General features: G+C 72.7%; 27 protein-coding genes. 15 read left to right on the forward strand and 12 right to left on the reverse strand.

Annotated features, from left to right (window positions below):
- Positions 1–69: 69 nt before the first annotated feature.
- Both ACF1AL_RS36830 and ACF1AL_RS36835 read right to left on the reverse strand, forming a co-directional pair.
- On the reverse strand, positions 70–750 hold the full coding sequence (locus ACF1AL_RS36830) for a response regulator transcription factor (RefSeq protein ID WP_030734890.1): 681 nt from the start codon (positions 748–750) through the stop codon (positions 70–72).
- Positions 747–2,045, reverse strand: a complete 1,299-nt coding sequence (locus tag ACF1AL_RS36835) for an ATP-binding protein (protein ID WP_366841378.1) — start codon at positions 2,043–2,045, stop codon at positions 747–749. Before ACF1AL_RS36835 ends, ACF1AL_RS36830 begins: the two co-directional genes overlap by 4 nt.
- 201 nt (positions 2,046–2,246) lie before the next feature.
- Here ACF1AL_RS36835 and phoU point away from each other — a divergent pair, with 201 nt between their 5' ends.
- The 3 genes from phoU to ACF1AL_RS36850 all read left to right on the forward strand — a co-directional run bounded on the left by phoU (position 2,247) and on the right by ACF1AL_RS36850 (position 3,769).
- Entirely contained in the window at positions 2,247–2,936 is a 690-nt protein-coding gene (phoU, locus tag ACF1AL_RS36840; RefSeq protein WP_366841377.1) for a phosphate signaling complex protein PhoU, read from the forward strand.
- Positions 2,937–3,120: 184 nt separating this feature from the next.
- Positions 3,121–3,285, forward strand: a complete 165-nt coding sequence (locus tag ACF1AL_RS36845) for a hypothetical protein (RefSeq protein ID WP_366841376.1) — start codon at positions 3,121–3,123, stop codon at positions 3,283–3,285.
- A 235-nt stretch (positions 3,286–3,520) separates the two neighbouring features.
- On the forward strand, positions 3,521–3,769 hold the full coding sequence (locus ACF1AL_RS36850) for an SCO4226 family nickel-binding protein (RefSeq protein ID WP_386915602.1): 249 nt from the start codon (positions 3,521–3,523) through the stop codon (positions 3,767–3,769).
- Between the two features lie 21 nt (positions 3,770–3,790).
- On the opposite strand, the gene ACF1AL_RS36855 is transcribed toward ACF1AL_RS36850, so the two are convergent.
- Complete coding sequence (locus tag ACF1AL_RS36855) at positions 3,791–4,111, reverse strand: GYD domain-containing protein (protein ID WP_366841374.1); 321 nt, start codon at positions 4,109–4,111, stop codon at positions 3,791–3,793.
- Between the two features lie 174 nt (positions 4,112–4,285).
- On the opposite strand from ACF1AL_RS36855, the gene ACF1AL_RS36860 reads away from it, so the two are divergent.
- From ACF1AL_RS36860 to ACF1AL_RS36875, 4 genes are all read left to right on the forward strand, one after another.
- Positions 4,286–4,786, forward strand: coding sequence for a YfbM family protein (locus ACF1AL_RS36860; RefSeq protein ID WP_391828652.1), 501 nt, complete (start codon positions 4,286–4,288; stop codon positions 4,784–4,786).
- A gap of 25 nt (positions 4,787–4,811) precedes the next feature.
- Entirely contained in the window at positions 4,812–5,081 is a 270-nt protein-coding gene (locus tag ACF1AL_RS36865; protein WP_391706288.1) for a barstar family protein, read from the forward strand.
- A 31-nt stretch (positions 5,082–5,112) separates the two neighbouring features.
- Entirely contained in the window at positions 5,113–5,421 is a 309-nt protein-coding gene (locus ACF1AL_RS36870; protein WP_391828654.1) for a ribosomal protein L7/L12, read from the forward strand.
- 251 nt (positions 5,422–5,672) lie between these two features.
- A complete protein-coding gene (locus tag ACF1AL_RS36875; RefSeq protein WP_391828656.1) occupies positions 5,673–5,990 on the forward strand; it encodes a DUF5959 family protein in 318 nt (105 codons plus the stop codon).
- A 43-nt stretch (positions 5,991–6,033) separates the two neighbouring features.
- Here ACF1AL_RS36875 and ACF1AL_RS36880 read toward each other — a convergent pair whose 3' ends face one another.
- Positions 6,034–6,795 (reverse strand): phosphoglyceromutase, encoded by a 762-nt coding sequence (locus ACF1AL_RS36880; RefSeq protein WP_386915577.1) that lies wholly within the window; start codon positions 6,793–6,795, stop codon positions 6,034–6,036.
- 173 nt (positions 6,796–6,968) lie between these two features.
- On the opposite strand from ACF1AL_RS36880, the gene ACF1AL_RS36885 reads away from it, so the two are divergent.
- Positions 6,969–8,240: an MDR family MFS transporter gene (locus ACF1AL_RS36885; protein WP_391821840.1), complete on the forward strand. Its 1,272-nt coding sequence runs from the start codon at positions 6,969–6,971 to the stop codon at positions 8,238–8,240.
- Between the two features lie 160 nt (positions 8,241–8,400).
- On the opposite strand, the gene ACF1AL_RS36890 is transcribed toward ACF1AL_RS36885, so the two are convergent.
- The gene (locus ACF1AL_RS36890) at positions 8,401–8,829 is read right to left on the reverse strand and encodes a DUF2000 family protein (RefSeq protein WP_391821841.1); all 429 of its coding nucleotides are present in this window, start codon (positions 8,827–8,829) and stop codon (positions 8,401–8,403) included.
- 49 nt (positions 8,830–8,878) lie between these two features.
- Here ACF1AL_RS36890 and ACF1AL_RS36895 point away from each other — a divergent pair, with 49 nt between their 5' ends.
- From ACF1AL_RS36895 to ACF1AL_RS36905, 3 genes are all read left to right on the forward strand, one after another.
- Positions 8,879–9,679 (forward strand): AraC family transcriptional regulator, encoded by an 801-nt coding sequence (locus ACF1AL_RS36895; protein WP_391828658.1) that lies wholly within the window; start codon positions 8,879–8,881, stop codon positions 9,677–9,679.
- A 28-nt stretch (positions 9,680–9,707) separates the two neighbouring features.
- Positions 9,708–10,364, forward strand: coding sequence for a methyltransferase domain-containing protein (locus ACF1AL_RS36900; protein ID WP_391828660.1), 657 nt, complete (start codon positions 9,708–9,710; stop codon positions 10,362–10,364).
- 62 nt (positions 10,365–10,426) lie between these two features.
- Complete coding sequence (locus ACF1AL_RS36905; protein ID WP_384212615.1) at positions 10,427–10,978, forward strand: hypothetical protein; 552 nt, start codon at positions 10,427–10,429, stop codon at positions 10,976–10,978.
- A gap of 1 nt (position 10,979) precedes the next feature.
- Here the strand turns inward: ACF1AL_RS36905 and ACF1AL_RS36910 are convergent, their stop codons facing one another.
- A complete protein-coding gene (locus ACF1AL_RS36910; RefSeq protein ID WP_391821843.1) occupies positions 10,980–11,495 on the reverse strand; it encodes a YbjN domain-containing protein in 516 nt (171 codons plus the stop codon).
- Positions 11,488–12,825: a D-inositol-3-phosphate glycosyltransferase gene (gene mshA / locus ACF1AL_RS36915; protein WP_366841365.1), complete on the reverse strand. Its 1,338-nt coding sequence runs from the start codon at positions 12,823–12,825 to the stop codon at positions 11,488–11,490. Before mshA ends, ACF1AL_RS36910 begins: the two co-directional genes overlap by 8 nt.
- Positions 12,826–13,007: 182 nt before the next feature.
- On the opposite strand from mshA, the gene ACF1AL_RS36920 reads away from it, so the two are divergent.
- From ACF1AL_RS36920 to ACF1AL_RS36930, 3 genes are all read left to right on the forward strand, one after another.
- Positions 13,008–13,820, forward strand: coding sequence for a class I SAM-dependent methyltransferase (locus ACF1AL_RS36920; protein ID WP_391828662.1), 813 nt, complete (start codon positions 13,008–13,010; stop codon positions 13,818–13,820).
- A 315-nt stretch (positions 13,821–14,135) separates the two neighbouring features.
- A complete protein-coding gene (locus tag ACF1AL_RS36925; protein WP_391821845.1) occupies positions 14,136–15,248 on the forward strand; it encodes an NlpC/P60 family protein in 1,113 nt (370 codons plus the stop codon).
- A 946-nt stretch (positions 15,249–16,194) separates the two neighbouring features.
- Positions 16,195–17,517 carry a SpoIIE family protein phosphatase gene (locus tag ACF1AL_RS36930; RefSeq protein WP_366841362.1) on the forward strand — a complete coding sequence of 441 codons (1,323 nt, stop codon included), beginning with the start codon at positions 16,195–16,197 and terminating at the stop codon, positions 17,515–17,517.
- A 101-nt stretch (positions 17,518–17,618) separates the two neighbouring features.
- On the opposite strand, the gene ACF1AL_RS36935 is transcribed toward ACF1AL_RS36930, so the two are convergent.
- The 4 genes from ACF1AL_RS36935 to ACF1AL_RS36950 form a co-directional block, all read right to left on the reverse strand.
- Positions 17,619–17,945, reverse strand: coding sequence for a DUF2516 family protein (locus tag ACF1AL_RS36935; protein ID WP_384212625.1), 327 nt, complete (start codon positions 17,943–17,945; stop codon positions 17,619–17,621).
- Positions 17,946–18,058: 113 nt separating this feature from the next.
- A complete protein-coding gene (locus tag ACF1AL_RS36940; protein ID WP_391706376.1) occupies positions 18,059–18,745 on the reverse strand; it encodes a hypothetical protein in 687 nt (228 codons plus the stop codon).
- Positions 18,746–18,822: 77 nt separating this feature from the next.
- Positions 18,823–19,287: a helix-turn-helix transcriptional regulator gene (locus ACF1AL_RS36945; protein ID WP_366841359.1), complete on the reverse strand. Its 465-nt coding sequence runs from the start codon at positions 19,285–19,287 to the stop codon at positions 18,823–18,825.
- Between the two features lie 222 nt (positions 19,288–19,509).
- Positions 19,510–19,857 carry a helix-turn-helix domain-containing protein gene (locus ACF1AL_RS36950; RefSeq protein WP_366841351.1) on the reverse strand — a complete coding sequence of 116 codons (348 nt, stop codon included), beginning with the start codon at positions 19,855–19,857 and terminating at the stop codon, positions 19,510–19,512.
- 46 nt (positions 19,858–19,903) lie between these two features.
- On the opposite strand from ACF1AL_RS36950, the gene ACF1AL_RS36955 reads away from it, so the two are divergent.
- Positions 19,904–20,794 (forward strand): NAD(P)-dependent oxidoreductase, encoded by an 891-nt coding sequence (locus ACF1AL_RS36955; RefSeq protein WP_391828664.1) that lies wholly within the window; start codon positions 19,904–19,906, stop codon positions 20,792–20,794.
- A 7-nt stretch (positions 20,795–20,801) separates the two neighbouring features.
- Here the strand turns inward: ACF1AL_RS36955 and ACF1AL_RS36960 are convergent, their stop codons facing one another.
- Complete coding sequence (locus tag ACF1AL_RS36960; RefSeq protein WP_391821847.1) at positions 20,802–21,770, reverse strand: ATP/GTP-binding protein; 969 nt, start codon at positions 21,768–21,770, stop codon at positions 20,802–20,804.
- Positions 21,771–21,838: the final 68 nt, after the last annotated feature.

The raw sequence follows: 21,838 nt of genomic DNA on the forward strand, positions 1-21,838 counted from the left end.
CGACGGCGAAGGGCGGCACCCCACCCGGGGTGCCGCCCTTCGCCGTAGTCACAGATCCGCGACCGCGGTCTACGGCTCGAACTTGTACCCGAGCCCGCGCACCGTCACCAGGTACCGCGGCGCCCCCGGGTCCGGCTCGATCTTGGCGCGCAGCCGCTTGACGTGGACGTCCAGGGTCTTGGTGTCGCCCACGTAGTCGGCACCCCAGACCCGGTCGATGAGCTGCATACGGGTCAGCACGCGGCCCGCGTTGCGCAGCAGCATCTCCAGCAGGTCGAACTCCTTCAGCGGCAGGTCGACCTTGGAGCCGCCGACGGTGACCACGTGCCGGTCGACGTCCATGCGGACCGGGCCGGCCTCCAGCGCGGCCGGGGCGACCTCCTCCGGCTCGCCGCGGCGGCGCAGCACCGCGCGGATGCGGGCGACCAGCTCGCGGGAGGAGAAGGGCTTGGTGACGTAGTCGTCGGCCCCTATCTCCAGGCCGACGACCTTGTCGATCTCGCTGTCCTTGGCGGTCACCATGATCACGGGGACGTTGGAGCGGCCGCGCAGCTGCCGGCACACCTCCGTGCCGGGCAGGCCCGGCAGCATCAGGTCGAGGAGGACGAGGTCGGCGCCGTTGCGCTCGAACTCGTCGAGTCCGTCGGGGCCGGTGGCCGCGACGGCCACCTCGAAGCCCTCCTTGCGGAGCATGTACGACAGGGCGTCGGAGAAGGACTCCTCGTCCTCGACGACGAGCACTCGGGTCACGGAAGGACCTCCGGGGCGGAAAGCGTTTCGTACGCGGATGAGTCGGGGGTGTGGGACGAGCCGCGCGACGGCGCGGTGGACCGGCCGGCCCCGTCGGGGTCGTCCTCGCCTTCGAGGTCGGGGTGCTGCTGGGCGCGGTCCCGGCCCGCAGCCGCCTCCGGCAGTCGCAGGGTGAAGGTGGAGCCCTGTCCCTCGGCGCTCCACACCGTGACCTCCCCGCCGTGCGAGGCGGCCACGTGCTTGACGATGGCCAGGCCCAGGCCGGTGCCGCCGGTGGCACGGGAGCGGGCCGGGTCGACGCGGTAGAAGCGCTCGAAGATGCGCTCCTTGTCCTTGTCGGAGATGCCGATGCCCTGGTCGGTCACGGCGATCTCGATCAGGTCCCCGCCGGGTGCGGTGACACGCCGGGCGGCGATGCCGACGCGGGTGCGGGCCGGGGAGTAGTTGACGGCGTTCTCCACGAGGTTGCCGAGGGCGGCGGCGAGCTGCCCGCGGTTGCCCCAGACGGCCAGGTCGGCCGTGCCGCCCGCCGCCATGGTGATCTGCTTGGTGCCCGCCTGGTGCCGGCACCGGTCGATGGCCTCGGCGACCAGTTCGTCGACCCGGACGGGCTCGGCGTCCTCCAGCGGGTCGTCGTTCTGCACCCGGGAGAGGTCGATGAGCTCCTGGACCAGGTTGGTGAGCCGGGTCGCCTCGATCTGCATGCGCCCGGCGAACCGCTGCACGGCCTCCGGGTCGTCGGAGGCGTCCATGACGGCCTCCGACAGCAGGGAGAGCGCGCCGACCGGCGTCTTCAGCTCATGGCTCACGTTCGCCACGAAGTCCCGCCGGACGGCCTCGATGCGCCGGGCCTCGGTGAGGTCCTCGACGAGCAGCAGCACCAGCCGGGACCCGAGGGGCGCCACACGCGCGGAGACGGCGAGCGCCTCCCCGCGTCCGGTGCCCCGCCGGGGCAGGTCCAGCTCGACCTGTCGTATCTCCCCGTCCCTGCGGGTGTCGCGGGCCATCTGGAGCATCGGCTCGACGGCGAGCCGGCCGCCGCGCACCAGCCCGAGGGCGTACGCGGCGGAGCTGGCCTTGACCACGGCGTCCGCCTCGTCGAGGACGACGGCGGAGGAGCGGAGCACGGACAGGACGGTGTCGACGCCGGGCGGAAGCACGGCTTCGGTGTGCAGAGAGGTACGAGTGGGGCGCTTCTGCTCCCGCTCGCTCCAGCGGAACGCCAGCATGGCGATCACACCGGTGAGCACCCCGGCGATCGCTGCCGCTGCGGCGACCGCCGCGTTCACGTCCATGCCACCAGGTTAGGCATGGGGTACGACATGCCCACAGCCGTCCGGCCGTCGGCTCGAACACTCGTCGCCCAGAGTTCACCTTGGGGCCAGGATTGGTTCATTTGGGGTGGCGGAACCGGACGCACAAGGCACGGAACGTGGGAGCGTGGGGACGGGAGCCCTGCCCGGAACCCCGGACGACACGCACGAGAGGGAACCTAGATGCGGGACGCGTACCACGAGGAACTGGACTCGATCGGCGACGGTCTGGTGGAGATGGCCCGGCTGGTCGGGTCGGCGATCGGGCGCGCCACGACCGCCATCCTGGACGCCGATCTGAAGCTGGCCGAGAGCGTGATCGAGGCCGACCAGAAGGTCGACGAGCTGCAGCACGACCTGGAGGCGCGCGCCATAGCCCTGCTGGCGCGGCAGCAGCCGGTGGCCACGGACCTGCGGATCGTCGTCACGTCGCTGCGCATGAGCGCGGACCTGGAGCGCTCCGGCGACCTGGCCCAGCACGTGGCCAAGCTCGCCCGGCTGCGCTTCCCCGAGCGGGCGGTGCCGCAGGACCTGCACGCCACGATCCTGGAGATGGGCCAGCTGGCGCAGCGCCTGATGGCCAAGGCGGCCGAGGTGATCATCACCAAGGACGTCGACCTGGCGCTCCAGCTGGAGCAGGACGACGACGCGATGGACCTCCTCCACCGCACGCTCTTCCAGCACCTGATCGACGAGCGCTGGAAGCACGGCATCGAGACGGCCGTCGACGTCACCCTGCTGGGCCGCTACTACGAGCGGTACGCCGACCACGCGGTCGCGGTCGCCAAGCGGGTGGTGTACCTGGTCACGGGCGAGCACGCGGACGAGCTCCAGCAGGACATCCAGCCGGTGACGGGGCCGGAGGGGGCCTGAGGCTCACCGGCGGGGGCCGGGGGCCGAGGCGCGCCGGCGGGGGCCGGTGGCCACGGCGTGGCCGTGACCGGCCGAGGCGTGCCGGGGGCGCGCAACCGTCCGTGCGCGCTCGTATGCGCCGTTGATGCGCCCGACGTACGGGGCATGCAATGGGCACAGGCACGAGCCTCGTCGAGGAGGGACCATGGCCGATTCCCCCAGCACGCCCGGTACGACGTCCGACCCCACCCGCGACCACCCGACCGAGCAGCCCACGGAGATCAGGAACCTCACCCTGATCGCCGCGTGCGGCTGCGGCTCGGGCTGCGGGTGCGGATGCCAGTCGGGCAACCCGTGCCAGTGCGGCTGACCCGCTGACAGCGCCCCGTCGTCCGCCACATCACCGTCCCGCCGAGGACCCCGGTGGCCCCACTGACGCCACCGGGGTTCTCGGCGTGGCCTCGACTCGACGGCGCGGACGGTGACCCGCATCCGCGGATACGCCCGTGGGGCGTGCCCCGTCCGTCCGGTCGCCGTCGGGGCCGCGCGGGCGGAGCATGAGAGGGCAGGGCTCACGCACCGTTCGGGAGAAGGAGGTGCGGACCATGCCCGAGTACATGGACGTCCACCACGGGATGAAGGGCATCACCGCGGACCAGCTGATGGAGGCGCACAACGCCGACCTGGCCGTGGAGGGGGACGAGAACGTCCACTTCAAGAAGGCCTGGGCGGACCCGGAGGCCGGCGAGGTGTACTGCCTCTCCGAGGCCCCGTCGGCCGAGGCGGTCCAGCGCGTGCACGAACGCGCCGGCCACAAGGCGGACGAGGTCCACGCGGTACCGCTGTCGGTCTGAGCCGACGCCGCGGCCCGCGGGCTACGCCCCCGGCGCGCGGAAGGCGACCTGCCGGCGCGTGGCCTGGTCGATCTCCTCCACCGTCAGAAGCGGGGTGGCGCGGGTCGTCAGGGCCCCGCTGGCCTTGACGGTGAGGCTGACCGCGGCCATGGACACCGCGTCGGGGAGGTCGATGACGCACACGAGGTCGTCCTCCCCGAAGGCGAAGTACATGACCTCGAGCGTCCCCCCGAGCTCGCCGACCACCCGCTCGACGGCGGCCCGCCGCCCACTGGCCCCTTCCTTGAGCAGCCCTCTGGTGCCCTCGGACGTATAGCTGGCCTGAATCAGAAACTTCGCCACCGAGCACTCCCTGCCGTCACGATCCGCTACGCCAAGGACCTTCCCGCAGCCCTCCCCGCCCCCACACCCCCACGCACCCGATTCACTCGTTGGCCACCGAAGTCACCCACGGCCCGGCTCTCCCCCCCCCACGGACCAGGGGTCGTTGTCAGTGACGGCATCTAATGTCCGGCCATGAGCATCATCGGTGAGTACCTGCGGGTCACGGCTGCGGAGCTGGAACGAGCGATACGAGACCCCGACTGGGCTCTGGAACTGGTCGAAGAGCTCCGGGACGCCCAGGAGGAGACGGAGCCCGCGCCGGCCGAGGCACGCCACTTCAGCACGTACAAGGCCTGGGACCTGCTCCGTTTCCTGCTGGAGCGCGACGGGTTCCCCGTGAACGTCGTCCACGGTGAGCACTCGTTCGCGGAGGACTCCGACTGGGGGTACGGACCGCCGAGGTACCTGCGGCCCGACCGGGTCCGGCTCGCGGCGGAAGCCCTGCGGGCGACCAGCTACCCCCAGCTCATCGCCGGCGTGGACCCGTCCGAACTGACCAGGGCCGAGGTGTATCCGCTCGGATGGACCGAGCCGGGCTCCCTGGAGTGGGCGCACCCCTGGTACGACGACCTCACCCAGTTCTTCGAGGCCGCCGCGAAGGCGGACGAGGCGATGCTCCTCTGGCTGGACTGACCGGCCACGATGCGACCATGAACCCGTGATCACCATCGACGTAGGCGAAGTACCCGACGAGCGCGCCTTGCACCTCCTCCTGATGCGCGACCTGGGCTTCCCGGACTTCTACGGCAAGAACTGGGCTGCCTTCTGGGACGCGATCACTGCCCTGGTCCCGATCCCCGACCACGTCCGCTTCGTGGGCTGGCCCCACCTCACGAAGAACGTCCCCCACGGCGCAGAGATGCTCCGAGAAGCACTGGACAGATACCGAACGATGTACCGTCCGGAGTTCGTCGCCGAGTACGCGTAAAACGACTGAGCAGAGATCAACCGGGGGGAGCATGACCGAGGGGTACTTCACCTTGGTGTGTGACGACGTGCCCCACGACGCGGTGCTCACCGATCCCGGCACCCGCGTGCTGGACGTCGCCCACGTCGTGCGTCGTCTCACCGGGCTGAGTCTCTGGCGCAGCAAGGGTCTCGCGATGCAGGTACCCGCCGTGATCCTCGACGGCGTACAGCGCGAAGACGCTGAGGCGGCGGTCGCGGCTCTCCGGGGCGTGGGAGCGCAGGCGGAGGTGAGGGAGCAGCCGGGACCGGCCTCTGGGGGGCTTGGCCTTGGTGGGCAGTCACCCGGGCACGGGTCGTGACTGTCGAGTGTGTAGCTTCACGCCATGCCCCTCGTCGCCGTGCTCGCCTGGGCCGAGTCGGCAGCCGCGGCCGCAGCCATGCTCGCTCTCGTTCTGGTCCGCAGGCGGTCGGCGGCCCCGCGGTAGTCCCCAGCCGCCTCATTGGTTCCAGAGAGGAAACCCATGGACTCGACCGATGACGTTGTCCACCTGATCCACCTGGCCGACCTGCCCGGCGCCAGCGGCCACAGCGTCTCCGTGCGCGTTTCCCGGTGACGCTGCTGCCCGAGGATCTGGAGGAGTGGGAGGAGGTCCTGGCAACGCTGGAGTCCGGGCGACTCGCCACATGGCTCGACTCCGGGCGGACGCCGTCGATGAGTATCAAGCCCGACGAGAGCGGAGGGCTCTGGGTGTCCGTGCACGACGGGCCGGCGTCGGGAGTGACGGTCACCGTCCCGCTGTTCCTGCCACCGCCGGCGTGGGTCGGTCAGCAGCGTGCCCTCCTCGCCCATGTGCGCGAGGTCTACCCCCGGGAGGTCGTCGAGACGTCACCCGGCGCCTACCGATGGCGGCGTGACGGCGACACCTGACGCCCCGGCCGTACCACTGACGGCCGGGGCCCAAGGTGCGGGCTTACTTCTTCTTGCCCTGGTTCTTCACGGCCTCGATCGCCGCTGCGGCCGCCTCGGGGTCGAGGTACTTGCCGCCGGGGGTGATCGGCTTGAAGTCGGCGTCGAGTTCGTAGGCCAGGGGGATGCCCGTGGGGATGTTCAGGCCCGCGATGTCGGCGTCGGAGATGCCGTCCAGGTGCTTGACCAGGGCGCGCAGGGAGTTGCCGTGGGCGGCGATCAGGACCGTGCGGCCGGCCAGGAGGTCGGGGACGATGCCGTCGTACCAGTACGGCAGCATGCGGTTGACGACGTCCTTGAGGCACTCCGTGTCGGGGCGCAGCTCCGGCGGGATCGTCGCGTAGCGGGCGTCGTTGGCCTGGGAGTACTCGGCGTCGGCGGCGAGCGGCGGCGGCGGGGTGTCGTAGGAGCGGCGCCACAGCATGAACTGCTCCTCGCCGAACTCCGCGAGGGTCTGCGCCTTGTCCTTGCCCTGCAGGGCGCCGTAGTGGCGCTCGTTCAGGCGCCAGCTGCGGTGGACCGGGATCCAGTGGCGGTCGGCCGCCTCCAGCGCGAGCTGGGCGGTGCGGATCGCGCGCTTCTGGAGGGAGGTGTGGACCACGTCGGGCAGCAGGCCGGCGTCCTTGAGCAGCTCACCGCCGCGCGTCGCCTCCTTCTCGCCCTTCGCGGTCAGGTTGACGTCCACCCAGCCGGTGAACAGGTTCTTCTCGTTCCACTCGCTCTCGCCGTGGCGGAGGAGGATCAGCTTGTACGGTGCGTCGGCCATGCGTATGAGCGTAATCGAAGGGTCCCGGCGGGGACGCGGTGCGCTCGCCCCTCGGACGCTTGACGGGGTTTGTTAATCGAGTGGCTTCCGGCACCCCGTCTTTGTAAGTTGCGGCTACGCACTGCGCCACTTACACGTTCCGTGCCATTCACCTCCCCGGGGGGACACCCGTCATGCCGTCCGCCGCACTGCCCCGCCTCAGACGTGCCGCCCGCGAGTCGGTCACCGGGCTGCCCCGGGCCTTCTGGTGGCTGTGGACGAGCACGCTCGTCAACCGGCTCGGCGCCTTCGTGGCCACCTTCATGGCCCTCTACCTCACCCTCGACCGCGGCTACTCCGCCTCCTACGCCGGTCTCGTCGCCTCCCTGCACGGCCTCGGCGGGGTCGTCTCCTCCCTCGCGGGCGGCGTCATGGCCGACCGGCTGGGACGGCGGCCCACCCTGCTGGTCGCGCAGCTCGCCACCGCCGCCTCCGTCGCGCTGCTCGGGTTCGTGACCGACCCCGTCGCCATCGCCGGCGTGGCCTTCCTCGTCGGCATGGCCTCCAACGCCTCGCGGCCCGCCGTGCAGGCGATGATGGCCGACATCGTGCGGCCCGAGGACCGGGTGCGGGCCTTCTCCCTGAACTACTGGGCGATCAACCTCGGCTTCGCCGTCTCCTCCATGGCCGCCGGGTTCATCGCCGAGGTCAGCTATCTCGCCGGGTTCCTCATCGAGGCCGGGATGACGCTGGTCTGCGCGATCGTCGTCTTCCTCAAGCTGCCCGAGTCCCGGCCCGTCCAGGCCGCCAGCGGCCCCAAGGAGCCCGAGGTGGGCCTCGGAACCGTCCTGCGCGACGGGCGGTTCATGGGTGTCGTCGGGCTGTCCTTCCTCGTCGCGCTGATCTTCCAGCAGGGCTCGGTCGGCCTGCCCGTCGCCATGGGCGCGGCCGGCTTCACGCCCGCCGACTACGGCCTCGCCGTCGCGGTCAACGGCATCCTCATCGTCGTCCTGCAGATCCCGGTCACCCGGTTCATCGAGCACCGCGACCCGCGCCGGCTGCTCGTCGTCTCCTCCGTGCTCGCCGGGTACGGCTTCGGGCTCACCGCGTTCGCCGGTTCGGTCGGCGCCTTCGCGCTCACCGTCTGCGTGTGGACCCTCGCCGAGATCGTCAACGCCCCCACGCAGACCGGTCTCGTCGTACGGCTGTCGCCGGTGCACGGACGCGGGCGCTACCAGGGCATGTACACGCTGTCGTGGTCGGTGGCCGCGCTGGTCGCGCCGCTGATGTCCGGCGCCGTCATCGACCGGTACGGGGCCGCGTGGCTGTGGGCCACGACGGCGGCCGTGGGGACCGTGGCCGGGGCCGGGTACGCCCTGCTCATGCGGCGGCTGCCGCGCGAGGAACCGGCGCCGGCCCCGGCGGTCCCCGCCGCCGAGGCCGCGGACGCATCCGCGCGCTCCTGAGACCGTGAGGCCACGGCGGCATGCGCGGCTCCGCGGCTCCGCGGACCTGCGTCAGGGATGCATCCGGGCGACCTGCAGCACCTTGGGTCCCGGATGCATCCCCACGCTCCTCACAGCACCCCGCGTGACGGAGGCATCCGCCCGCCGCGGAGCACTTCCGTCACGGATGCATCCGCGCACCCTTCAGCACCTTGTCCACCGCGTTGCGCGGCCCGTACACCGCCAGCCCCACCAGGTCCAGCTCGCTCGCCGGCACGGCACGCACCGCTGCGCGGTTGTCGCGGTCGTTGCCCGTCGCGAACAGGTCGCTCGTGAAGAGCGCGCGGGGCAGGGAGCGCGACAGCACGCGCGCGTGGGCCGCCGTCAGCGTCTCCTTCGTCCCCCGGAACACCAGCACCGGCTGGCGGAACATCGGCAGGTAGCGCGTCCCGTCGGCGTCCTCGTACGGCTCTCCGATCACCTCGGGGAGCTCGGTGCCGAGGCCGCTGACCAGGAAGGCGGTGACGTTCAGCCGCTGCCACGGTTCCAGGTCCTCGCGCAGCAGCACGGCGATCTTCGTGTCGAAGCGGATCGGTTCCTCGTCGTTCATGCAGTGAGACTCGCCGACGCCGTACGACCTCGTCTTGTACGTTCTTTGCATGGCCGCGCAGCGTGAGGTGTCCGCCTGGCGGCCCCGCGTCCCCGGGGTCGTCGAGGTCTTCCACGCCCACTTCACCGAGTACGCCTACCCGATGCACGTGCACGCCGCGTGGACGCTGCTGATCGTCGACGACGGCGCGGTGCGCTACGACATCGAGCGGCACGAGCACGGCACCCTGCGCGACACGGTGTCCCTGCTGCCGCCGCACGTCGCCCACAACGGCGCCCCGGCCACCGCGCACGGCTTCCGCAAGCGCGTCCTCTACCTGGACTCCTCCCGGCTGGGCGAGGACCTGATCGGCGCCGCCGTCGACTCCCCCGACCTGCGCGATCCCCTGCTGCGCCGGCGCGTGGGCCAGGTGCACGCGGCGCTGGCCCGGCCCGGGGAGGAGCTGGAGGCGGAGAGCAGGCTCACCCTCGTCGGCGAACGGCTGCGCGCCCATCTGCGGCCCCGGCTCGCCGTCAAGGATCCGCGCCCCGACCCGGTGCTCGCCCGCCGGCTGCGCGAACTGCTGGACGCGCGCGTGACGGACGGCGTCACCCTGGAGGAGGCGGCGCGGGTGCTGCGGGCCCATCCCGCCCATCTGGTACGGGCGTTCAGCGCGGCGTACGGCATCGCGCCGCACCAGTACCTGACCTCCCGGCGGGTGGAACGGGCCAGACGGCTGCTGCTGGACGGGCAGCCGGCAAGCGCGGCCGCGACCGCCGCCGGGTTCTACGACCAGGCCCATCTCACGCGCCACTTCAGGAAGTTGGTGGGGGTGACGCCGGGCAAATACGCCACTTTGCGCCATGGTTGAACGCCGAACGCTTCCGTACGCTGCGCTCATGGACTGGCATGCGTGGCACGACGCGTACGACATCCCCGACTCCTATCTCGGCCGGCGTCTCGCACTCGTGCAGGAGCGGGTCCGGCACGCGCTCGACGAGGCACCACCGGGGCCGCTCACGGCCGTCAGCCTCTGCGCGGGGCAGGGCCGGGACCTGATCGGCGTCCTGGCCCGGCATCCGCGGCGCGAGGACGTACGGGCCCGGCTGGTGGAGCTGGACGAACGCAACGCGCTCTCCGCGCGCGCGGCGGCCGCGGCCGCCGGCCTGGTGGACGTCGACGTGGTGTGCGGGGACGCCGCACTGACCGACCACTACACGCCCTACGCCCCGGCCGACCTGGTGCTGCTGTGCGGGGTGCTCGGCAACCTCACCGACACCGACATCGAACGCACCCTCGACCATTGCACGCAGCTGTGCCGCAAGGGCGGCACGGTGGTGTGGACGCGGACCCGGCACCACGACACCAACGTGTGCGCCTGGCTGGAGAAGCGCGGCTTCGACCCGGTGTGGGTCTCGGGCCCCGAGATCCCGTACGGCGTCGGCGAGCACCGCTTCACCGGCGAGCCGGGCGTGTTGCCGCCCGGGCAGCGGATGTTCACCTTCGTCGGCTACCACGTGCTGCACGGCAACCTCTTTCCCACGACGGGTGGTTGAAGCAGCCACGGAGATCCGCGGAAGACACCCTTCCGGACGTGTGTTCGGATAGCGTCCCGGCCATGGACGACACTCAGGACACTCGCACCTCCACCACACCCCGGTCCCTGCGCGCCCGTCGTGTCACGACCGCCGTCGCGGGGGCGGCGGCCCTGGTCGCGCTCGCCGTGGGCGCCGCCCTCGCGGCCGACGGGGACGGCACCACGCCGCCCACCGCGTCGTACAGCACCCCGGCGGACAGCACCGGCGGCGACAGCGTCGGCGCGGACGGCGGCTCCGTGAGCGGGTCCGGCGGCGTCGACGGCGGCGGGGACGGCGGTTCCGTGAGCGGGTCCGGCGGCGTCGACGGCGGTGGCAGCGACGGGGGTTCCGTCGGCGCGAGCGTCGGCGGCGGGACCGGCGACCCGAGCCCGACCTCCCCGCCCGACCCCACGACCCCGCCGGACACCACTCCGCCGAGCCCCACGCCCTCCGACCCGGTCGACCTGGCCGAGCTCAACCGCAAGATCGACGAACTGAACCAGAAGGTCGATCAGTTGCCGACGAAGAAGGACCTGGCCGACGCGCTGCGAGCCCTCGCCGACGAGTTGGACAAGCCCAAGAAGGACAAGTAGGTCAGTCCTGGCGCCGCGTGAGGTGGGCGAACGCGTCCAGGTTGCGCGTGGACTCGCCGCGGGCCACCCGCCAGGCGTACTCCTTGCGGATCGCGGACGCGAAACCCAGCTCCAGCAGCGGGTTGAACGCCCCGTCGGCCGCCTCCAGGACCTGGCCCAGGAGGCGGTCGATCTCGTCGGGGGTGACCGCGGCGAGCGGCAGGCGCGCGGTGACGTACACGTCGCCGTGGCCGTCGACGGCGTAACTCACGCCGTACAGCTTGAGGTTGCGCTCCAGCAGCCAGCGGTGGACGGCGGCCTCGTTCTCGTCGGGGTGGCGGATGACGAAGGCGTTCAGGGACAGCGAGTGGCGGCCGGCGATCAGCGAGACCGTCGTCGACAGCTTGCGCGTGCCGGGCAGCTTGACGACGAAGTGGCCGGGCTCGGGGCTCTCCCACTCCAGCTCGGCGTCCTTCAGCGCGTCCTCGATGACCTGCGCCGCCGCCGTATGTGCCTCACCCTTGTGTGCCTCACCCATGGTGCGAGCGTACGCGACGGCGGTGGGCGTGCAGCGCGGCCGTGTACACGTCGGCGGTCGCGGCGGCCGCGGTGTCCCAGCCGAAGGACTGCGCGTGCCGGGCGGCGGCCCCGCCGAGGCGGGGGGTGAGCTGCGGGTCGTCGGCGAAGCGGGCCAGCACGCGCGCGTAGGCCTTCGGGTCGTGCCCCTGGACCAGGTAGCCGGTCTCGCCGTCGCGCACCGCGACCGGCAGGCCGCCGACGGACGCGGCGAGCACCGGGGTGCCGGTGGCCTGCGCCTCTATGGCGACCAGGCCGAAGGACTCGCTGTAGGACGGCACGACCAGCACGGACGCGGCCCGGAACCAGTCGGCGAGCTGCTCCTGGCCGACGGGGGGGCGGAAGCGTACGACGTCGGCGACGCCGAGGCGGGCGGCGAGCTTCTGCAGCCCCTCCGGCTTGGCGAGGCCGCTGCCGCTGGGTCCGCCGACGACGGGCACCAGGATGCGGGAGCGCAGCTCGGGGCGCTCGTCGAGGAGGGCGGCGACCGCGCGCAGCAGGATGTCGGGGGCCTTCAGGGGCTGGATGCGGCCCGCGAAGAGCGGGATGAGGGCGTCCTGGGGCAGGCCGAGGCGGGCGCGGGCGGCGGCGCGGCCGTCGGCGGGGCGGAAGCGGCCGAGGTTGACGCCGGGGTGGACGACGGCGACCTTCGCGGGGTCGGCGGCGTAGTGGTGGATCAGCTCGTCGGCCTCCTCCGCCGTGTTGGCGATGAGCCGGTCGGCGGCGGCGACGATCTGGGTCTCGCCGATCACGCGGGCGGCGGGCTCGGGGGTGTCGCCGTCGGCGAGGTTGGCGTTCTTGACCTTGGCCATGGTGTGCATGGCGTGCACCAGCGGGACGCCCCAGCGCTGGGCGGCGAGCCAGCCGACGTGACCGGAGAGCCAGTAGTGCGAGTGGACGAGGTCGTAGTGGCCGGGGCGGTGGCCGGCCCACGCCTGCATGACGCCGTGCGTGAAGGCGCACAGCTGGGCGGGCAGGTCCTCCTTGGCGAGGCCCTCGTAGGGGCCGGCGTCGACGTGCCGGACGAGGACGCCGGGGGCGAGCTCCACGGTGGGGTCGAGGCCGCCGGAGGTGGCCCGGGTGAAGATCTCGACCTCGATGTTGATCGCGGCGAGACGCTGGGCGAGCTCCACGATGTAGACGTTCATGCCGCCGGCGTCGCCGGTGCCGGGCTGGTGGAGTGGGGAGGTGTGCACGGAGAGCATGGCCACGCGGCGGGGCCTGCGGTGCAGCCTGAGCCGTGCGGCGGCGGACGGGGAGCGACGCCCGAGCCTGCTGACGTAGTGGCTCACGTGGCGTTCCTCCTTGCTGCGGGCATGCCGGTCGGAGGACGGCACGGCCCTCCGTGGACACCAACATCGGAACGTCACGTTCCCATTCCACCGGGCCCGCATTTTGCCCAGGCGTTACCGTTTTCCGCTCAACCGTTCGAGCGCGGACGGCGTCAGGACGCGGGACGCATACCCTCATAGGCATGAGTTCCCGTGCAGCGACCCGCCCCGTGGGCACCGTCACGCGCGGGACGACCAATCCGAACCGGCTGCGCCGCATGGACCGGTGGATCGCGGCCGTGCACGGCGGTGAGCTGCGGCGCGCCGGCGAGGCCGTGGCCGTCGACCTCGGGTACGGGGCGGCGCCCTGGACGGCCGTGGAGCTGCTCACGCGACTGCGGACCGTCGCTCCACGCGTGCGTGTCGTCGGCGTGGAGATCGAACCGGCCCGCGTCGCGGCGGCCCTGCCGTACGAGCGGGAGGGGCTGGTCTTCCGGCACGGCGGCTTCGAGGTGCCGGTGCCCGGACGCCCCACGCTGATCCGCGCGGCCAACGTGCTGCGCCAGTACGACGAGGACCAGGTCGCCGGCGTGTGGGAGCGGCTGTGCGCGCGGCTCGCCCCGGCCGAGGGCGGCTTCGGCGGCGGGCTGCTGGTCGAAGGGACCTGCGACGAGATCGGGCGCCGGCACGTGTGGGTCGCCCTCGGGCCCGAAGGGCCGCGCACGGTCACCTTCGCGACCCGGCTGGGCTCCCTTCAACGCCCGTCGGACCTCGCGGAACGGCTGCCGAAGGCACTGATCCACCGCAACGTCCCCGGCGAGCCGGTGCACGCCTTCCTGCGCGACTTCGACCGCGCGTGGGCGGCGGCCGCGCCGTACGCCTCCTACGGCGCCCGGCAGCGCTGGATCCGCGCGGTGCGCGACCTCACGGCGGACTGGCCGGTCATGGACGGGCCGAACCGGTGGCGGCAGGGCGAAGTGACGGTCGCGTGGGAGGCGTTGGCGCCGCGGAGGTGAGGCCGGGGGTCGCGGGGGTGAGCCGGGGGCGCTGGGGGTCGCGGGGGTGAGCCGGTGGCGCTGGGGGCCGCGGGGGTGAGCCGGGGGCCGCGGGGTCCGCGGGGACTCTCTTTCACTGGATCGGGTGAGGTCCGACCTGCGTGGAACGATCTTCGGGTGCTGTTCGTCGAACGGGCGGGGAGATCGTCCGAACCGGCCGGGGGGCCGGGGTGGGCGCCGGTCCGTACTGCCCCTGTCGCTTTTAGCGCGGACATGGCACGATCCCTCCGGCACCGATAAGTTACTGACGGTTAATCAGCTTTGGGGGGACGAGGTATGGCAGCGGGCAAGCGCAGCCTGATCGCGACGGCGGTGACCGTGGTCTGCGCCGTCACCGTGCTGGCGGCTCCGGGTACGGCCTTCGCGAGCCCCTCGCCCACCCCCTCCCCCGGCACCTCGGCGTCCGGCGCGCCCGTCCCGGGCCCGTCCGGCGCCACCCGGGCCCCCGTGCCCAGCAAGGACCTGGAGGACGTCCGGCAGCGGCTGGAGAAGCTCTACCACGACGCGGCCGTGGCCACCGACGCCTACAACGCCGCCGAGGAGCAGTCCAAGCAGCAGTCCGCGCAGATCGTCGCCCTGGCCAAGAAGATCGTCGAAGGGCAGCGGCGGCTGGACCAGTTGAAGGACCGCGCCGGTGCCGCCGCCCGCGCCCAGTACCGCACCGGCGGCCTGCCGCCCGAGGCGCAGCTGGTGCTCAGCGACGACCCGCAGCAGTTCCTCGACGGCACCGGCCGCCTGCTGCAAGGCCAGCGGGCCACCAAGGGCCTGATCGGCGAAATGACGCGGACGCAGGCCGACTTGAAGCAGTACGCCGCGGACGCCTCCGAGCGCTGGCGCCGGCTGGAGGCCAACCGCAAGGCCAAGGAGGCGGCGAAGAAGGAGATCACGGGGCAGATCGCCGAGGCCGAGAAGCTGGAGTCCCAGCTGGAGGCGAGGGAGAAGGCCCGGCTGGCCGAGCTGGAGCGGCAGGCCGCGCTCAAGGCGCAGACCGCCTGGCTGGACACCGGGATCCTCAAGGACGTCAAGACGGACGCGAGCGCCCAGGGCAAGCAGGCGGTGAGCTTCGCGACGGCGCAGATCGGCAAGCCGTACGAGTGGGGCGCCGAGGGCCCGGCGACGTTCGACTGCTCGGGGCTGACCTCGCAGGCCTGGGCGCACGCCGGCCGGCCCATCCCGCGCACGTCGCAGGAGCAGTGGAGACAGCTGAAGCACGTCGACGTCAAGGACATGCGCCCCGGTGACCTGATCATCTACTTCGGCGACGCCAGCCACGTCGGCATGTACGTCGGCGACGGGACGATCGTCCACGCCCCCCGCCCCGGCCGAACGGTCACTCTCACGGGAGCGGGCACGATGCCGATCCTCGGAGTGGTCCGCCCGGACGCGTAGGCCGTCCCGGCGGGACGGGGGCCGAGGGGGTGCCGTCGGGTAGAGCGCCTGGTCACGTAGGCCGTTTCGGGCGGGACGGGGGCCGAGGGGGTGCCGTCGGGCAGGCCGCCCGGGCACGTATGCCGTCCCGGCGGGGCGGGGGCCGGATGGGGTGTTGTCGGGTAGGCGCCCGACGCGTAGGCCGTCCCGGCGGGGCGGGACCGCCGGGGTGCCGTCGGGCAGGCGCCCGGGGCGCGTGTGCCGTTCCGGCGGGCGCGGCCCGACGGGGTCCCGTCGGGCAGGCCGCCCAGGCGCGTAGGCCGTTCCGGCGGGGCGGGACCGCCGGAGTGCCGTCGATCAGGCCGCCCAGGCGCGTAGGCCGTCCCAACGGCAAGCGGGCCGATGGCGTCCCGTCGAGCAGGCCGCCCAGGCGCGTAGGCCGTCCCGGCAGGGCGGGGGCTGCGTGAGTGCCGTCGGGCACATGGCCCAAGGCACGTATGCCGTCCCGGCGGGGCGGGGGCTGCGGGGCCCATCGGGCAGACCACCCAAGCGCGGCCGAGCACACCGCCACGGCACGGAGGCCGGCGCCGTATCGGAGAGGTACCGGCCGCCCGGTCAGAGGCGGGGCGCGGCCGAGCTCGCATTCGCCTCGGCGGCGGACTGCTCGCCCCGCACCGGACGGCACCGCACCCCTGCCGGTACGCCCAACACCCCTGTAAGCCGCGTCACGTGACTCACCGCACGTGGATCACGAGGGCAAACCACGGGGCGACGTGACGTTCGTCATTCCCCTCGTGGGGGTCGGCTGTCCAACTGCGGTAGGGAACGCGGCATATGACGGGGGTGGACGGCCGCGCGACGTGGCTCACACCATTCCTTTACGGCGCTCCCACCCGCTATGGTCCCGGTCGGTGGATCGAGGTCCCTCGCTCCACTGCCCTCGGGGGGAGGGAAGGAACCCAAGACAATGCCCGTACCCGTACCGCGGCCCAGGGCGATCCCGGCCGTGGAGAGTGGTCAGGCGCCGGCCGCCCACCGAGGTGGCCCCTCCAAGGAAGAGACCCCGCGCAAGGAAGCCACGGTCGTCGACAACGCCGCCACCACCCACCACAACCTCACACTGCTGCTGATCGAGGACGATCCCGGCGGCTCGCCGATCGTGCCCGATCTGCTGGACTCGGCCGGCAAGCCGATCCGCGTGCGCACCGCCCGCAACCTCACCGAGGCCGAGCGGCTGCTCACCGACGACGTCCACTGCATCCTGCTGGACCTCGCCCTGCCGGCACCCGGCCGCCCCTCCGACGCCGACGGCGACCACGACGAGCTGGCCGTGCTCAAGCACGTGCTGCAGCTCGCGCCCCGTCACGCCGTCCTCGCGCTGACCGCCTCCGGCGACGCCGAGCGCGGCGCGGAGGCCGTGCGCGTCGGCGCGCAGGACTACCTGTTCCGCGACGAGCTGGACGGCCGCCTGCTGAGCCGGGCGATCCGGTACGCCGTCGAGCGCAAGCGGTCCGACACGGCCGAGCGCAAGCTCGCCGAGGGACGGCTGCGCGCCCAGGAGAACCGCCGGCTGGAGCGGGGCCTGCTGCCCACGCCGCTGCTGGACGGCTCCTCGCTGCGTTTCGCCGCCCGCTACCGGCCCGGCCGCTCGCGCGCGCTGCTCGGCGGTGACTTCTACGACACCGTGCGCACCCCGGACGGCACCGTGCACGCCATGATCGGTGACGTCTGCGGGCACGGCCCGGACGAGGCGGCGCTCGGCGTGGAGCTGCGCATCGCCTGGCGGGCGCTGACCCTGGCGGGGCTGTGCGGCGACGAGCTGCTGGGCACGTTGCAGCAGGTGCTGGAGCACGAGCGGGGCGACGACGAGATCTTCGCGACCCTGTGCACGGTGGACATCGCGCCGGACGGACGCCGGGCCGGGCTGTGCCTGGCCGGCCACCCCTCCCCGCTGCTGATGCGCCCCGGCGCCCGGCCGCGGCTGCTGCCGTACGACAACAACGGTCCCGCGCTCGGTCTGCTGCCGGGGGCGCGCTGGCCGCGGATGCAGGTGGACCTGGGCTCGGAGTGGAGCCTGATGCTCTACACCGACGGTCTGATCGAGGGCCGGATCGGCCAGGGCCGCGAGCGGCTCGGCCAGGACGGCATGGTGGACATGGTCGCCCGCCGCTACGCCGAGGGCCTGCGCGGCGAGGAGCTGCTGCAGACGGCGGTCACCGAGGCGCGCGAACTGAACGGCGGGGAGCTCACCGACGACGTCGCCGTCGTCCTGCTGGACCGCCTGCGCTGACGCGACGCCTGGCCCCGCCCGTACCTCACGGGCGGGGCCAGGTCACGCTCGCGGCGACCGAGCGCACCCACGCACCCCCGACGCATCCACCGCGGATGCGTCTAGCGGCCGCCGTTCCACGGCCCGTACGGGCCGTCGCTGCTGGAGCCGCGGCCGCGGCGGCGCGGGGAGACCTGCTGGAGGGCCGGGCGGACGTCGACGAAGAAGACGATCGACGCGACGAGGCCGGCGAGCTGGAGGAAGAGCATCGGCACGAGGAGGTTCACCGCCACCGCGATGCCGAGGATGATCAGCCAGAAGCCCTTGTTCTTCTTGTCGGCGGCACGGTAGGCGTCCTCGCGGAACACCGCGGCCATCACGAAGGCCACGACCGCCATCGCCAGCATCGCGAGGTACAGCAGCCACATGAACCCCGCGAACCCCTGCATCAGCACAACGTCCACCACCCGACTCGGTCATCGATACGCGGTCACCGTACCCGTAGAACGGGCCGGACACCCCCAGGGTGCCCGGCCCGCGGAACTGCCGTTCCCGGCGCCCCTTACTCCGCGGAGGGGGCCGTCTTCTTCGCGGCGGCCGGCTTCTTCGCCGGGGCCTTGCGGGCCGCCGCCTTCTTCGCGGCCGGCTCCTCGGCCGGCGTCGAAGCGGCCGGCGTCGAAGCGGCCGGCTCGGCCGGCTTGACCTCGACCGGCTCGCTCTTCGGCGCGGTGTCCGGCTCGACGGCGACCGCGAGGTCCACGACCTCCTCGGCGGCCTGGCCGCGCCAGGTGCGCACGGCCTGCTCGCCGTGCTCGGCGACCTTCTCGTAGGCCTCGCGGGCCTTCACGGCGTACTCGGCGGCGACGCCGACGCCGCGCAGGGCGAGGTCCTGGGCGGTCTCGCCGAGCTTCTTCAGGTCGGCGTCGAGGTTGGAGCCGAGCTTCTTCAGGTCGCCGTCGAGGTTCCCGATGAACTCGGTGACCTTGGACTGCAGGGTCTCCTGGGTCTCCTTGACGCGTGCCTGCAGGGTCTCCTGCGTCTCCTTCACGCGCGTGGTGGCCCGCTCCTGCACCGCCTTGGGGTCGGTGTTGCGGACGGCCTCGAAGCGCGCCGGCGCCTCGGTGCGCAGCTGCTCCACCAGGGCCGGCACCTTCTTGGCCTGCTGCAGGGCAAGGTCGGCGGTGCCGGCGGCGAAGTAGAGCGGAGTCGGGTCGCTGAAGGTCTTGCGCAGGTCGTCGGTGATGGCCATGGTGAGGGTCCTCCCGGATGTCGTTCGGATGAGGGTGGTGTGGTCCGCAGCCGGCGGCCGGGTGTTCCCTGGTCCGGTCAACCGGTCGTCTGCTGCGGTCCCGCGTCGTTCCCGCCGACCGTGCGGGGGTCGTGTACGGCGGTGTCGCCCGGGTCGGCCTGCTCGGTGCCGTCCGTGCCGGTGAAGCCGTTCTCCTTGCGGAACGACTCGTAGATCTGCAGCAGCGCCTGCTTCTGCTTCTCGTTGAGCGAGGGGTCGGCGAGGATGACCGCGCGGGTCGCACCTTCGCGCAGGCGCTCCTCCCCGTCCCGTTCCGCGTCGAGGATGCCGGCGCGCACGTACAGCGTCTCGGCGGAGATCCGCAGCGCCTTGGCGACCTGCTGGAGCACCTCCGCGCTGGGCTTGCGCAGCCCGCGCTCGATCTGGCTCAGGTACGGATTCGACACCCCGGCGGCGTCCGCGAGCTGCCTGAGCGACAGCTGCGCGTTGCGCCGCTGCTCGCGCAAGTACTCACCGAGATTGCCGACGTTGAGCGATGCCATGCCTCCACCATGCCGCACCTTGCTAACTATTGCAAGCAAGCTGCTTGCAAGAGTGTGCCGCGGCTTTGGCGGGGGCCCGGTCAGCGTATGCCCCGCACGGGCGGACCCAAGCGCACCACGCGCAGACGCGGCTCGTTCCGGCCCCCGCGGCCCCGCCGAGGTACCCACTTTTTTGTGGGTACTTGGCAGCGTCGGCCGGGGCACCGAGGCTGGAGTACGTGATCAGCGGGGGTTCGTGAGCCGTTCCAGACGGCGGTGCCCCCAGTCGGAGAGGGGGGTCAGCGCCTCGGCCAGTTCGCGGCCGAAGGCGGTCAGGGAGTACTCGGTCTTCGGCGGCAGGACGTCGTAGACCTCGCGGTGGACGAGGCCGTCCTCCGTCATCTCGCGCAGCGCCTGGGCCAGCACCTTCTCGGTCAGGCCGGGCAGCCGGCGCCGCAGTTCGCCGGGGCGCCGCGGTCCGGGCTCCAGCAGCCACAGCAGCGACGCCTTCCACTTGCCGTCGATCACGGCGAGCGCGACGTTCACCCCGCAGGTCTCCAGGTCCGGCGCGGTCCGCTTGCTGGTCACCATCCCCCCTTTTGTCATGAAGTGCCATTGTCTCTCAGGGAGTTGAAGCATGTCCACGCACACCGACGACCCGGCCACCGTCACCGCCCTCGGTCTCGGCCCCATGGGGCGGGCGCTCGCCGGGGCCTTCCTCGCCGCCGGGTTCGCCACCACCGTCTGGAACCGCACCCCGGGGCGCGACGCCGACCTGCTCGCCCGCGGCGCGCACGCCGCCGCCACGGCACGGGAGGCGGTCGCCGCGAGCGCGCTGACCGTCGTCTGCGTGGTGAACTACGACGCCTCGGACGCGATCCTGCGCGAGGACGACGTCACGGCCGCCCTCAAGGGCCGTACCGTCGTGAACCTCTCCGCCGACACCCCCGCCCGCGCCCGCGACACCGCCGCCTGGGCCGAGCGGCACGGCATCCGCTACCTGGACGGCGCGATCATGACCCCGGCGCCGAGCATCGGCACGCCCGACGCGGTGTTCCTGCACAGCGGGCCGCGCGAGGTGTACGACGAGCACCGGCCGGTGCTGGCGGCGCTCGGCGGCACGCACACCCACCTGGGGGAGAACCCCAGCCGGGCCGCCGTCTACGACATCGCCCTGCTGGACGTCTTCTGGACGGCGATGGCGGGGTACGCGCACGCCCTCGCCGTGGCCCGGGCCGAGGGCGTCAGCGGACGCGAGCTGGCCCCCTTCGCGCAGGGCATCGCGGCGATCCTGCCGCCGCTGTTCGAGGAGTTCGCGGGCGACGCGGACGACGGCACCTACTCGGGCGCGATCAACCCGATCACCTCGGCCGCCTCCACGATGACCCACGTCGTCCACGCCTCCGAGGCCCACGGCATCGACGCGACCCTGATGCGCGCGATCGAGGGCCAGGCCCGCCGCGTCATCGCCCTCGGCCACGGCGACGACGGCTTCATCCGCGTGACGGACCTGCTCTCCCGCCGCTGATCCGCGCCTACGGGGTGCCGGGACCCCCGGCCCCGCCGGCGGCCGGAGGGGCGGCGGGGGCACCCGGGGCCGGAGGAGCGGGCGGGGCCGGCGGGGCCGTCCGCGGGGTCAGGTCGCGGGCCACGGACCACAAGGTCTCGAACAGTTCCTGGCGCCGGGTGACGATCCGGCGGGCCTCCTTGCCGTCGGCGAGGCTGAAGCGGGTGAGCAGGGAGTCGTAGCCCATGGGATCGAGCAGGTGGTGCCGGGGCTCGCCCTGCGGCGGGCCGGCGGTGTCGTCCAGCCGTTTGTCGATCTTGTCGTAGATCCCCTCGAAGACCAGGTCCTCGTTGATCAGGTACAGCTTGAGCGAGGGCGACATGTGCAGCACCCGGAAACCGACGCGCAGGGTGCCGCGGCGGTCGGCGAGCATCTGCGGAATCTGCCGCCGCAGCCGCCACTCGTAGCTGCTCACCTGGTCCAGCAGCAGCCGGCGGAACCCGGGCGCGTCGGTGGCCTTGCCCGTGTCCGCCTCGACCAGTCCGGGGAACTCGATCTCCTTGGTGAAGTCGGGCACCAGCACGCGCAGTTCCACCGTGCGGCGGGGGTCGGGCGGCAGGTTCTCCAGCAGGTGCTTCACGGCGTCGAAGAAGGTCTCCCCGGTGAAGCCCAGGGTGGCGAGCCGTACGGTGCCGCCCGCCGCCAGCGCCGTGCGGAACTCCTCCTCCATCTCCCGCGGTGTGACCAGCTGCCCGGTCTTCGGCCGCAGGGCGGCGTTCAGGCGCTGCACCTCGGCGTAGAGGACGTAGCCCACCAGGCTCAGCAGCGCGCCCCCGAGGTAGGCCTTGCCCTCCAGGGCGTCCCCCACCGGGGTGACGAACTGGGCGACCAGGCCCACCGCGAAGATGCCGAGGAGCAGCAGGCGCGTCAGTACGCCCTCCGCGCGCTCCCAGCCGCCGCTCGCTCTGGCCCACCACGACGATCGGACGTTCGCCATCAAGTCCCCCTGACCGGAGCCGAGTTGCCCGGACCCGGCCATCGTGCCCGGGGGGCGGCCGGGGAGGA

The organism is Streptomyces sp. NPDC014801, from assembly GCF_043082085.1.
Classification (GTDB): domain Bacteria; phylum Actinomycetota; class Actinomycetes; order Streptomycetales; family Streptomycetaceae; genus Streptomyces.